Source organism: Nocardia amamiensis (genome assembly GCF_015477605.1).
Classification (GTDB): Bacteria; Actinomycetota; Actinomycetes; order Mycobacteriales; family Mycobacteriaceae; genus Nocardia; species Nocardia amamiensis_A.
Map to the genome: position 1 here is coordinate 88,447 of NZ_JADLQX010000023.1, position 12,274 is coordinate 100,720.

The 12,274-nt window shown below is 67.8% G+C and carries 14 protein-coding genes and 1 pseudogene; 11 read left to right on the forward strand and 4 right to left on the reverse strand.

What is annotated here, in order from left to right; translation table 11 throughout:
* Nucleotides 1-17: 17 nt before the first annotated feature.
* Nucleotides 18-791: an SDR family NAD(P)-dependent oxidoreductase gene (locus tag IU459_RS26755; RefSeq protein ID WP_195132340.1), complete on the reverse strand. Its 774-nt coding sequence runs from the start codon at nt 789-791 to the stop codon at nt 18-20.
* 66 nt (nt 792-857) lie between these two features.
* Between IU459_RS26755 and IU459_RS26760 the strand changes: the two genes are divergently transcribed.
* Both IU459_RS26760 and IU459_RS26765 read left to right on the forward strand, forming a co-directional pair.
* A complete protein-coding gene (locus IU459_RS26760; RefSeq protein ID WP_195132341.1) occupies nt 858-1,451 on the forward strand; it encodes a TetR/AcrR family transcriptional regulator in 594 nt (197 codons plus the stop codon).
* Between the two features lie 103 nt (nt 1,452-1,554).
* Entirely contained in the window at nt 1,555-2,379 is an 825-nt protein-coding gene (locus tag IU459_RS26765; RefSeq protein WP_195132342.1) for an LLM class flavin-dependent oxidoreductase, read from the forward strand.
* On the opposite strand, the gene IU459_RS26770 is transcribed toward IU459_RS26765, so the two are convergent.
* Complete coding sequence (locus IU459_RS26770) at nt 2,369-2,986, reverse strand: LysE/ArgO family amino acid transporter (RefSeq protein WP_324199042.1); 618 nt, start codon at nt 2,984-2,986, stop codon at nt 2,369-2,371. The genes IU459_RS26765 and IU459_RS26770 overlap by 11 nt on opposite strands.
* A gap of 80 nt (nt 2,987-3,066) precedes the next feature.
* On the opposite strand from IU459_RS26770, the gene IU459_RS26775 reads away from it, so the two are divergent.
* A complete protein-coding gene (locus IU459_RS26775) occupies nt 3,067-3,948 on the forward strand; it encodes a LysR family transcriptional regulator ArgP (protein ID WP_195132344.1) in 882 nt (293 codons plus the stop codon).
* 297 nt (nt 3,949-4,245) lie between these two features.
* Nucleotides 4,246-4,995, forward strand: coding sequence for an LGFP repeat-containing protein (locus IU459_RS26780; RefSeq protein ID WP_228838566.1), 750 nt, complete (start codon nt 4,246-4,248; stop codon nt 4,993-4,995).
* A gap of 615 nt (nt 4,996-5,610) precedes the next feature.
* Here IU459_RS26780 and IU459_RS26785 read toward each other — a convergent pair.
* A complete protein-coding gene (locus IU459_RS26785) occupies nt 5,611-6,516 on the reverse strand; it encodes a helix-turn-helix domain-containing protein (protein ID WP_195132345.1) in 906 nt (301 codons plus the stop codon).
* Between the two features lie 256 nt (nt 6,517-6,772).
* Between IU459_RS26785 and IU459_RS40155 the strand changes: the two are divergent.
* From IU459_RS40155 to IU459_RS26810, 5 genes and pseudogenes are all read left to right on the forward strand, one after another.
* Nucleotides 6,773-6,874, forward strand: a pseudogene (locus IU459_RS40155) (hypothetical protein); the annotation flags it as partial.
* A gap of 73 nt (nt 6,875-6,947) precedes the next feature.
* Complete coding sequence (locus tag IU459_RS26795) at nt 6,948-7,160, forward strand: SAM-dependent methyltransferase (protein WP_267469890.1); 213 nt, start codon at nt 6,948-6,950, stop codon at nt 7,158-7,160.
* Nucleotides 7,161-7,186: 26 nt separating this feature from the next.
* Nucleotides 7,187-7,651, forward strand: a complete 465-nt coding sequence (locus tag IU459_RS26800) for a pyridoxamine 5'-phosphate oxidase family protein (RefSeq protein WP_195132376.1) — start codon at nt 7,187-7,189, stop codon at nt 7,649-7,651.
* A 113-nt stretch (nt 7,652-7,764) separates the two neighbouring features.
* A complete protein-coding gene (locus IU459_RS26805; RefSeq protein WP_195132346.1) occupies nt 7,765-8,697 on the forward strand; it encodes an SAM-dependent methyltransferase in 933 nt (310 codons plus the stop codon).
* A gap of 7 nt (nt 8,698-8,704) precedes the next feature.
* Complete coding sequence (locus IU459_RS26810) at nt 8,705-9,409, forward strand: DUF6081 family protein (RefSeq protein ID WP_228838567.1); 705 nt, start codon at nt 8,705-8,707, stop codon at nt 9,407-9,409.
* A gap of 72 nt (nt 9,410-9,481) precedes the next feature.
* Here the strand turns inward: IU459_RS26810 and IU459_RS26815 are convergent, their stop codons facing one another.
* Nucleotides 9,482-9,676, reverse strand: coding sequence for a hypothetical protein (locus IU459_RS26815; protein WP_195132348.1), 195 nt, complete (start codon nt 9,674-9,676; stop codon nt 9,482-9,484).
* A 412-nt stretch (nt 9,677-10,088) separates the two neighbouring features.
* Here IU459_RS26815 and IU459_RS26820 point away from each other — a divergent pair, with 412 nt between their 5' ends.
* On the forward strand, nt 10,089-10,385 hold the full coding sequence (locus IU459_RS26820; protein WP_067466576.1) for a hypothetical protein: 297 nt from the start codon (nt 10,089-10,091) through the stop codon (nt 10,383-10,385).
* A gap of 343 nt (nt 10,386-10,728) precedes the next feature.
* Nucleotides 10,729-12,216 carry an AIM24 family protein gene (locus IU459_RS26825; protein ID WP_195132349.1) on the forward strand — a complete coding sequence of 496 codons (1,488 nt, stop codon included), beginning with the start codon at nt 10,729-10,731 and terminating at the stop codon, nt 12,214-12,216.
* Nucleotides 12,217-12,274 lie beyond the last annotated feature (58 nt).

A 12,274-nucleotide genomic window follows, 5' to 3' on the forward strand; every position in this document is an offset into this window, starting at 1 on the left:
CCGCGCGTGTCCGGCGATCACCAGGACGGGGTTCTCGGCCCGAGGAACAAGCCGCCGTTCACCTCCAGCGTCTGACCGGTGACCCAGCGACCGTCGCCGGAAGCGAAGAAGGCCACCGCGTCGGCGATGTCCGCGCCCGCACCGACGCGCTGCAGCGCGGTCATGTTCGCGACGCCGGAAATCGCGCCCTCGTTGGTGTGCAGCCAGGAATTCATCTCGGTATCGGTGATACCGGGCGAGATCGTGTTCACCGTGATCCCGCGCGGTCCCAGGGTGTTCGCGAGTGAGCGGCTCAAGACGTTGAGGGCGCCCTTGGTCATCCCGTAGACGACTTCCGGGGTGGCGAACCACGTGACGCCCGAGGAGATGTTGACGATGCGCCCGCCGTCCGGCAACAGCGGCAGGGCCCGCTGGACGATGAACAGCGGCGCCCGCACGTTGACCGCGAACAGCCGATCGAACTGCTCGGGGGTGGCGTGCTCGATGGTGGCGTCGTAGACCATGATCGCGGCGTTGTTCACCAGGATGTCCAGCGGGCGATCGCCAAGTCCCGCGGCCAGCTCGCCGAACAGCTGATCGATATCGCCTTCGACGCCCAGCTCGGCGCGCACCGGAAACGCCCGGCCGCCCGCGCGCCGGATCGCCGACACCGTCTCCTGCGCCGCCTCCTTGTTGCTTCCGTAGTGCACGGCCACCTCGGCGCCGTCCGCGGCCAGCCGTTCGGCGATGGCGCGGCCGATGCCCCGCGAGGCTCCGGTGACCAACGCGGTTTTTCCGTTCAGGTCGGTCATACTCCAGCTCTTCCACTCTTGTTAGGTAACGTTCCCTAACATTCTGTCGAGGGCTACTCTATCCCCGTGGAAGCGAAACGTCGACCGGCCGCGGAAACCAGGGATCACATCCTGGTCGTCGCGCGGGAGCTGTTCTATCAGCAGGGGATTCGCGCGACGGGTGTGGATCGTGTCGCGGCCGAGGCGCGTGTCGCGCCACCCACCCTGTATCGGCTCTTCTCCTCCAAGGACGACCTCGTCGCCGCCTATCTCGAGCGCGAGGACCACCACTACCGGGAGTGGTTCACCGCCGCGGCCACCGGCGACGGGCCGCGGGAGCGCATCCTCGCCTTGTTCGACGCACTGGCCGAGCAGGTCCGTCCGGAATCCTGTCGCGGTTGCCCCTTCCTCATCGCGCTCGGGGAGTTCCCGGATCGCGACCTGCTCAGCCACAAGCACGCCGTCGTCATGAAGAGCTGGGTCCGCGGCCAGTTCCGCGCGCTGGTCGACGAACTCGCGGCGACCGCGCCCGTCCCCGATCCGGCCGCCTTGGCCGACCAGCTGATGCTGGTCATGGAAGGTGTCTACGCGACAACCCAGGCGTTCGGCCCGACCGGCCCCGCCGCCCGATCCCGGCTTCTCGTCGAAGCTCTGCTTCCCGGTGACGCCCCGTCCCGGTAACGAAACCGCTTGCCGAACAGCACGATCGACGTGAGCGTCCGTGACATCGAGATGAGCGCAGGGAACATTGGCGTAGCCACCGTGGCTTCGTAGCGTCGAAACCATGACCTTGGAAATCGGCACCATCCTGCCCACCTCGACGCCCGACCCCGCCCGTCCCATCCTGGGCGACGTGCGGGCGAGCGCCCGTTTCGCCGAACAGGTCGGCCTCGACTCGGTGTGGTCCACCGACCATCTCGTGGCCAGCGCGCCGATTCTGGACAGCACCGTGGTGCTGGCCACCGCCGCCGCCGTGACCGACCGCGTCCGCATCGGTTACAGCGTCATGCTGCTGGCGTTGCGCCCGGCCGCCTGGGCCGCCAAGCAGATCGCCACTTTGCAGTACGTCTCCGGCGACCGGCTGATCCTCGGCGTCGGCACCGGCAACCCGGCGCACGGTGACGTCGGATGGCGTGCGGCCGGGGCGCCATTCGCCGAGCGCGGTCGTCGCACGGACGAGGCGCTGCGCGTGCTGCCGGACTTGGTCGCCGGGCGGCCCACGACGTTGCCCGACGGGACCGCGGTCACGCTGGCACCGGGCGCGTCCATGCCGCCGGTACTCGTGGCTGGCGGCGGCGCGGCGGCGCGGCGGCGCGCCGCCGCCTACGCGGAAGGCTGGGTCACCATCGGTCTGGAACCGGATCAGGTGCGCGCGAGCAAGGCCGAGTTGGCTTCGCTCGCCGAGGGATACGGGCGTCGTCCCCCTACCGTCACGATCGTCGCGCCCCAGCTGGCGACCGATCCGGGCTACGCCGCCGACCAATTGGCCGCCTACGCCGACGCGGGCGTGGAGCGTGTCATCCTGGCTCCCTCCGGAGCAGAGTGGCGCGCCGACTACGAGTTCGCCGCGAAGATCAAGGAGCAGCTGAAAACTCAGCTCACCCGCTGAACAGCAGTCCGAGGCCCAGGCCGAGCAGCACCACCGCGATCACCGCATCCAGTACCCGCCACGCGGACGGCCGAACGAACAGCGGGCCCAGCAGTCGCGCGCCGAATCCCAGCGCGGTGAACCAGAGCACGCTGGCCAGCATCGCCCCTGCCCCGAGGAACCAGCGCTCCGGACTGCCATAGGTGCTGGCGAAGGAGCCGAGCAGGACCACGGTGTCCAGGTAGACGTGCGGGTTGAGCCAGGTCAAACCCAGGCAGGTGGCCACCGTGGCACCGAATGCCGCGGTGGCCTTTGCCGACTCGACGGTGAGCGCGGCGGAGCCGAACGCTCGCCGCGCCGCCAGCGCCGCGTAGCCGATCAGGAACGCCGCACCCGCGTAGCGCGCCACCACCACAACCGCGGGAGCGGCCTGGACGATCACGCCGAAGCCACCGACCCCGGCCGCGATCAGCACGATGTCCGAGACAGCGCACACCGCCACCACCGCGAGCACGTGCCCGCCGCTGATCCCCTGCCGCAGGACGAACGCGTTCTGCGCACCGATCGCCACGATCAGCGAGATGCCGAAGCCCAAACCGGACGCGGCCGCGGCCGCCGCCGAAGAAATGCTCACGTCCAGCGACGCTAAGCCGGGCACCATACCCAGACAAGCTAAAGATTCTTACTGCTCATTAGCATCTCTTAACCATGGACCTGCAGCTCGACCAGCTCCGCGCTCTCGACGCCGCGATCACCGAGGGGACATTCGACGCCGCGGCGCGGCGGTTGAGCGTCACCCCGTCGGCGATCAGTCAGCGGATCAAAGCCCTGGAGGACGCGGCGGGACGGATTCTCGTGCAACGCACGAAACCGGTGCGCGCCACCGAATCCGGTCTCGCCGTGCTCCGGCTGGCCAGACAGATCCAGCTGCTGGCCGGGGACACCGCGCGTGAGCTGGGCGGCCGGCCCTCGGACGGTCCGATCCGGGTGCCGATCGCGGTCAACGCCGACTCGCTGGAGACCTGGGTGATCCCCGCGCTCGGCCGCGCGCCGCGCGGAGTGTGCTTCGAGATCCATCGCGAGGACGAGGAGCACACCACCCGGCTGCTGCGCGACGGCACCGTGATGGCCGCGATCACGTCCACCGCGCAACCGGTGCAAGGTTGCAGGGTGGAGCGGCTCGGCGCTATTCGCTACCGGCCGATGGCAAGTCCGGAGTTCGCAGGCACCTGGTTCGCCGACGGCGCGACTGCGAAGTCCTACGCGGCGGCTCCGGTGGTGCTGTTCGACCGCAAAGACGACCTGCAAGATCGCCTTTTGCGCCGGCGCGGCCGCAAACCGCTGAACCCGCCACGCCACTATGTCCCGTCGTCCACCGGGTTCGCCGAGGCGGTCCGTCTCGGACTCGGCTGGGGGATGCTGCCCGATCTGCAAACGGAAGACGATCAGGCCGCCGGTCGCCTGGTCTCGATCGATCCCGGCGTCGTCATCGACGTTCCCCTGTACTGGCAGCAGTGGCGCCTGGACTCCCCCGCCCTCAGCGCCGTCGCCGCGACCATTGCCGCGGCGGCAGCGGCCGTGCTGCGCTGAGCTTTTCCCGGCAACACATTCACCGCCCCTGACGTCGCCGGGCCAGAAGTGCGAGTACTCCCACCCCGGCGACGCCGTATCCGAGAAGGTGCGACCGTGGGCACGGCAGCACCGCAGTGTGGTTCGGCGTCGAGGCACGGGTGGATGGACTTGGACTCGGCGGCCCGGGACGACACTCGCCGGTTCATGCGCGTCCGATCCGGCGGTCTCGGGTTGTCGAGAGGTAGTTTGATCCCGCACGGCGACCACAGGTTCAGCTCCACCTCGCACCCGACACCAGATGCTCGAGGAGTTCACTTGGCACGGCACCGTCGTTCGCACCGATCGCGCACTCGCGACGCAGCCGCCGGGGCTGCCGTGATCGGCATCCTGCTGACCGCCCTCGGAACCGACGCGGCCGCACGCCCGATCGGCCCGTTCGACGTCGGCGGAGCGATCGAGGTCGAATACGACCAAGCCGGTGGACCCGCCTTTTTCGGCGACCCGGTCTCCGCCGAATCCCCGGCCGCACGCGGCGGCCGCTACCAAGCTTTCGAGCGCGGCTCCTCGATCTACTGGCGCCCCGACACCGGAGCCCATCAAGTCGGTGGCGCCATCCGCGACAAATGGGGCGACCTCGGATTCGAGGGCGGGCTGCTCGGCTATCCCGTCACCCGGGAAGCGGCGACACCGTCCAAGCCCGGCCGCTACAGCGTCTTCCAGAACGGCTCCATCTATTGGTCGATCGGCACCGCCGCCCATCAGATCGGCGGCACGATCCGGAACAAATGGGCCTCCTACGGGTGGGAGAACAGCCCGCTGGGCTTTCCCATCACCGACGAATCACCCGCGCGCGGCAGCTTCGGCCGCTACAACCTCTTCGGCGGTGGGGCCATCTACTGGTCTCCGCTCACCGACGCCCACGTCATCTGGGGAGCGATCCGTGAATCCTGGGAAGCCGCGGGCGGCGAAGCGGGCCGCTATGGCTACCCCACAAGCGACGAATACGACTTCCAGAACGGCAAAGCCCAAGACTTCCAAGGCGGCCGGATCACCTGGCGACCGTGATGTCACGCGGGATGAGCGACCGCGGCATCGTCCCGACGCCGTGAACCCCCGGCAATCCGGTGATTTCGTGCGATCACGTCGGCTCCGCCAGCGGCCCCAACCAGTGTTGGGGCCGCTGCGGCCGAACCAGCCAGTGCCCGAGTCGATCCTCAGACCCCGACCTCGACAGGGATACTGCCACATCGTTTCGGCGGCGTCGCAGCGATGATCGTCCATCGGTACGCACATGCGCGCGTGCATGTGCATGGACGACGGCGGACCCCGAATCCTCGGAAATCGAGGTCGGCGGCCCCAGATTGATAACGAATCAGCATCATCGAATGGCTTCCGATGCCAAACTGTTGTCTGCCACAGCGAGCAATGCGGCCAATTTGACTCGACGACAACCTCATCCGCAGTCGCTGAAACGAATCACCCGCCGCTACTAGTTGATTCATCAAAGTCACCGCGGTCGCGCGAATCGGGGGCGTCGAAGTGGCCGCCACGCGCACGAAGCCGATGCCGCGTCTCAGGATCTCCACATCGACGGAGAATCCACCAGCTACTGCGCCGCGCCGGCTATCTGGGTTGCCGCCACCGCGAAACACCGAATAGCGAGCCGATCTCGGGACAGAATCAGGCGTTCCGCTCGCCGGGCCGGGTCTCGGACAGCAGCGCGCGCAGGAAGCGCACGCTGTCGGCTGGCGACAGCGCTTCCACGCTGAGCCGGTTCATGACCGACATGTACACCTCCACGTCGCGCCTCTTCTCGAAGTAGAGCGAGCTGGTGAGTTGCTCGGTGTAGACGATGTCGGGCAGTTCGGGCTCCGGGAATCGGAGAATGCTGAACGGCCCGCCCGCGGCAGAGTGCCCGCCGGCCGCGTACGTCAGGACCTGGATCCTGACATTGGGACGTGCGGCCATCTCGACCAGGTACTCGATCTGCTCTCGCAGGACTTGCGTGCCGCCAACGGGCCGGCGCAGCGCGTTCTCGTCGATGACCGCCCAGAGGGTCGGCGCGGCCGCCCGGTCGAGGATCCGCTGGCGGCGCATGCGGATGGCGACCCGGCGCTCGGTCTCGTTCTTGTTGGCGAGCTGGATCACCGCACGCGCGTAATCGGCGGTCTGCAGCAGACCCGGAATGAATTGCGCCTCGTAGGTGCGGATCGTCGTGGCGGCTTGTTCGAGACCGATGTAGGTCTCGAACCACGCCGGGAGCAGATCGCTGTAGCGCTGCCACCAGCCGGGGTCGTTGGCGCGGCGAGCCAGTTCGAAGTATGTTTCGCGTTCAGAGGGGTCGACAATGCCGTACAGGGTCAGCAGGTCGCGGAGGTCGCGTTCCTTGAACCCGGTGCGGCCCAGCTCCAGACGGCTGATCTTGGCGTGCGAACCGCGGATGGAGTCGCCCGCGGCCTCCCTGGTGATCCCACAGCCCTCGCGAAGCTGACGTAGACGACTGCCGAGCGCGATCCGCAGCACGGTCGGACCGCGTTCTGCGGCAGGTAATTCCGCGCTGGCGCCGCTGTCCTCGTCGTTGGTCATGGGTGCCTCCGGTCGATCGCGGGGGTAGACCGCGGGGCTCGATGCCTTCACCATTACAGCTCACGTGACGTCGGCTGCTGATCCTACTCGGCCGTGCTCCAGTCCCGATCACGATGCGAGCACGAACCGCAAACTTCGGTGCGTATGCATGTATTCGCAAGAGCGGCAACGCAATTACTTGACCGCAATGCTGGGCAAGCCGCGACCGGTGTGCGTAGAGTCGCCCCCGACGGTGGCCGCGCGGAGGAGGAGAGCCATGACGTCAGCCGAAGGGTCGACCCGGCTAGCGGGAGTCGACCCGAACACTCCGGGCATCGCACGCGTGTACGACTACGCCCTCGGCGGGACGAACTGGTTCGAGGTCGACCGGGAGGCCTACGAGCACCTGAAGAAGACCGTGCCGCGCCGCCGAGGACGAGTACCTGCACGGGCTGGCGAGGCAGGCCGAGCGGGCGCTGCACGACGAGCGGCTCGGTACCGGCCGGTGGCGCACCCACGCGGAGATCCGAGCGTTCTTCGCGGGGCTGGACATGGTTCCGCCCGGACTGGTGGAGCTGCACGATTGGTGGCCCGGCGGACCCGCGCTGCGCACGCCGTGGCCCGACGAACATCTCATTCTCGGCGGCGTCGGCCGCAAACCGTAAACCATTCCCCCACCACGGAGCGCGATATGACATCGAACGACGTGCAGATCAGCGATCAGGACATCCATGACATGCTGTCCGAGGTCCTCCGTTTCACCAGCATCGACCTCGCGACCTCCAAGGACGGCGTCAACTGGTGCTCGACCGCGTTCTTCGCCGAGCTGGACGGCGATCCGTTCCGCTTGACGCTCGTACTCGAGTCAGGGGGACGGACATTGGCCGGGCTGCGCGCGAACCCGAGTGTGGGAGTCAAAGTCGTCCCCGACGGATTCCTCAACCCCTTCGCCCAAGGTTTGGGCACGGCCGCGGTGCGAACGCAATCCAGCGAGCGAGAGGAGACATTCCAGGCCCTGCTGCGCAAGGAGCCGCGGATCGAGCCGTTCCTGTCCACACCGATCGAGTCGGTGGTGGTGCGGGTCGACTGGTGGCGGGTCACCCACGTGCAGGGCGGTTTGCTGCCGGGACGCGTGCTGCACCGGCCCGGCACATAAGCCGCAAATCAGACGAATTCGGCTCCGGCCGAACGGATAAGCACCAATTGCCCGGGAAATCAGCGGACCCTAGGCTGATGAGCCAGGCCACGGAAACGCAGAGAGAGGTCTCCATGTCCGATTCCGCCCCCCGGACCGGCGTCAGGGTGCCGGTCGGCGTGGACACCACACGCGCGAGCATCGCCCGCGTCTACGACGCGACCCTGGGCGGCAAGGACAATTACGAGGTCGACCGCTTCGTCCGCGACAAGGTCGCCGAGGTCGCGCCGCGACAGAGCGATGTGGCCTGGATGAATCGTCGCTGGCTGCACCGTGTGGTGCGATATCTGGCCGGTACCGTAGGCATCGACCAATTCCTCGATGTCGGCGCGGGTTTGCCGACGGTCGGCAACACCCACGAGATCGCGCAGCAGCAAAATCCCCAGGCGCGCGTGGTGTACGTCGACAACGACCCGGTGTGCAATATCCACGGCCGGGTGTTGCTCGAACGCAACGAGTACACCCATTTCGTGCCCGCGGATCTGACCGAGCCCAAGACCTTGCTCGCGCACTCGGAGGTCACGCCGCATCTCGACCTCACCCGACCGTTGGCGCTGATCCTGTGCGGCATCCTGCACCACGTCGACGACGCACTCGATCCCGCCGGAATCATGCGGCAGTACATCGACGCGCTCCCCGCGGGCTCGTACGTCGCGATCACCCACTTCTGGGACCCGGCCGACGGATCCGAAGCCCACGATATGGCCATCGAGCTGCAACGACGTTTCACCGAAATGGGTTTGGGCTCCGGCTGGTACCGCACCCGCGAACAGATCGCCTCGTACTTCGGCGATCTGGAGTTGATCGAACCGGGCCTGGTCGAGCTCGACGACTGGTGGCCGATGGGTCCCGCACTGCGCCCGCGCCTGACCGAGGAACGCCTCCTGCTGGGCGGGGTCGGATTGAAAGCGGGCTCCGCCAACGGTGTCGTGACCGCGTTGCGCCCGCGATCGACGGGCACGCGCGACCTACCCGATTCCGCCGATGACGACTCGGCAGAGAGGTAATGCCGCGATGACATACGACGACCTGAACGGACCAGAACTACGCGAAGACCGGTGGCGTTTTCTGGAGGTTCCGCTCGGGGAAGACAAGACCTGGCGCTACGCCGACCCCGCCGCTCAGACGGAGATCGGGGACGGCACGGTGTCGGTCCGTATCGAAGCCTTCACCCGGTCCAATGCCGCCGTCCAGATCCTCGACAACCCGAAGCAGCTGCTGGTGTCGACCGAGGCGTTCGATCTCACCGGCGGATCACGCACCTTCGCGGTGGAGATGGCCGCGGAGAACATCGGCGTCACCGGCGAGGATTACCGGGACGGGTTCGCCGCCTTCAACGTTCTCGATATGGGCAGTGCCCAGGTGTTCGACCTGATCGCGACGAGCAAGAACGCCTATGCGATCCACGAAAGGCTGTTCGTGCCGGGTGTCGTCCCGAAAGAGCAGGCATTCACTCATGTCGTGCACGCGCCGCTGGCGGGCGTCGACATCAAACCCGCCGAGTTCCATCGCTACGCCGTCACCATCGACCGGGCCGCGGACACCGTCGGCTGGTACGTCGACGACTCGCCTGTATACACCACTTACGCTCCGCGACTGCCCGAGACGGTGCAGATCGGGTTCGGCATTATCACGCTGCATCCGATCGAGGACGGCCACAGCACGTCGCTGCGCGGGCAGGGCCTGCACGGGTCTTGGCGGAACTTCACCGTCGACTGATCGAGTCCGAAAACGCATGGTGCCCGGTCGCGTTCGACCGGGCACCGCTTCGTCCGCCGCCCTATCGTGGGGCTACCACCGCTCGGACATCTCCTTCCGTGGCCATTCGGCGCCGCCCTGGCGGGCGTACTCTTCCGACATGGCGTCGGTCTCCGCCACGTCGAAGTCGTACTCGTCGAACTCACGACGGCGCGGGTCCCACACCATCGCCACGGCCGCCACTGCCAGCAGCGTAATGACTATGGCCGCTATGACTCCATACAGCACGTCTAACACCCTTCTGCAGAAATAACGAATCGCCGACGCGGACCGTGCCGGATACTCAACGCGCACAGCTCATTTCACGTCGCACGCATCCTAAACCGAGCCGGACCCCACGGCAGGCCGAGGATCGGTGACGCCACTCACCATTGCGCCGATCCGGCCGGAACACGGCGCGCACCGATTCCGTGGAAACACCACCGCGAATGTTCAGCGTCGCCTAGGCTCAGCGCTGTCCCGGTGGCTCCGGGACATCCCACGCGGAACCGGTACGCCCAATCCGGCCGCGATTGCTGGTGGTAGCGGTGGGGTTCACCCAACTCGATGAACCTCGCCGTCCCCCAATTCCCCCTGAATCCCGCGGACATTCGCGTGGAATCACGCGCATCCGGCATCCGTAGAGCTACCGTCTTCGGTCATGGACGACATCGAACTGCAGCCACCGACCGTCGCCTCCCCCAAGCACACCGGACTGGTCCTGGACATCGCCGCCCTGAGCATCCACAACCCCCTCGCCGGGCCCGGCGAGATCACCTATCCCTTCATCCGCTGCACCGACCACCGAGTCCTGCGCCTACCGGAGCCGTTGCACCGCTGGGCGACCGAAACCATCGCGCTCAGCCATGCCACGCACGCCGCAGGCGCACCACCCCTGTTTCCCGGTCAGGTCGAATTCGGCATTCTCGACGGCATCATGTACGCCGAAATCCTCTGAACGACAGGCGCACAGCCGTGGCCGTCACGCCAAGTCAGCGGCGCGGTGGTCCGGTATCCCGCCGGTGATCCGGCCCATTGATCGCCTGGGTGGCCGCTGAGCCTGCCCGCCACGGTCTGAGCCGGAACCCGAGGGCAGCGGTGCGAGAGCGCGGCGGATCGAGGTCAGTAAGGTCAGGGGCGGGCATGAACAGACCGTGCCCAGCCCGCTCTGTGGCGAACGAAAGGGCTGGTTGGCGGCGCGCCCGGCCCCGCGTGTGGCGCGCGTTCCGGGAGCACGACACACTGGACGCCGTGAATCGCATGTCAATCCGACCGCGCGACCGCGCACTGGACGGCCTGCCGTGACCGATCTGGCTCGCGGTGAGAACCGCCCCGCGCCCGGAGATCGGCTGACGGTCACCGTCACCTGCTCGGCTCCCGTCGACGTTTCGGCGCTGCTGCTGAACGCCGCGGGCAGAGTACGCTCCGATGCCGACTTCGTGTTCTTCAATCAGCCCGTCGCGACCGGCGTCACCTACCGGCACGGTCGAGGCGCCGGTGACGTGGTGGACATCCAGACCAGTGCGCTTCCCGCCGATGTCGACCGGGTCGTCGTCACCGCGAGCCTGGACGGCAGCGGGCCGCCCACGTTCGCGGCCGTCGGCTCCCTGCGTGCGACCATCGCGTCCTCCTCGGGCACGCTGGCCTTCCCGATGACCGGGCTCAGCACCGAGACCGCGGTGGTCTGCGTGGAGATCTACCGGCGCGGCGGCGGATGGAAGGTCCGCGCGGTCGGCCAGGGTTACGACAACGGCTTGGCCGGGATCGCGACGGCGTTCGGCGTGAACATCGACGACGAACCCGCGCCGCCCACCCCGCCGCCCGCTCCTGCTCCCCCGCCGGTGGCCGGACCAGTGGCTGCGGCGCCTCCGTCGTATCAGCCCGCGCCACAGTCCGCCTATCCCGCGCCCCCGGCCTATCCACCGCAACCGGCCTACGCTCCGCAACCGGCCTATCCCCCACAACCCGCCCATCCACCGCAACCGGCCTATTCCGCGCCCGCGGCGGCGCCGCCACCACCGATGCCTTCACCTCAGCAAGGAGCGCTGCCGATGCAGAGCGAACTGTTCGCCCCCAGCCACGCCGAAGTCACCGGCGCGGGCATTCAGAAGCAGGGCGGCAAGATGATCAAGGTCGCCGTCAACGGCGAGGTCATGGCGCGGGCCGGGTCGATGGTCGCCTACCAGGGCGATCTGCATTTCCAGGCGCTCGGCGCCGGCGGTATCGGGCGGGCGATCCAGCAGCGGCTGACCGGTGAAGGCGTTCCGCTGATGAAGATCTCCGGCCGCGGCGACCTGTTCGTCGCCAACGGCGCCGCCGACGTGCACACCATCGATCTGGACGGCACCGACGGCCTGACCATCAACGGCGCCAACGTGCTCGCGTTCGATTCCAGCCTGCGCTACGACATCCGGATGGTGCAGGGCGCCGCCGGATTCGCCAGCAACGCCGGATTGTTCAACTGCGTCTTCACCGGCCGCGGCCGCATCGCCATCACCACGCACGGCACACCGGTGGTGCTCAACGTCGATCAGCCGACCTATGCCGATCCGCAGGCGGCGGTCGCCTGGTCGTCGAGCCTGCAGACCGGCATCAAACGCAACGACTCCTTCGGCCTCGGCAGGCTGATGGGCCGCAGCACCGGCGAGGGGATGACGCTGTCGTTCTCCGGCCACGGTTTCGTCATCGTGCAGCCCTCGGAGCTTCCGCCCGGCGGCTTCCTCGGCGGCACCGGCGGCGGCCAGGAGGCGGGGCAGAGCGGCGGCGTACTGGGCGGACTGTTCGGGTAAACGCGGCGCTATCGGTGTCCGCTCCGGCATGCGCGGAGCCCTCCGTGGTCACGCTTCG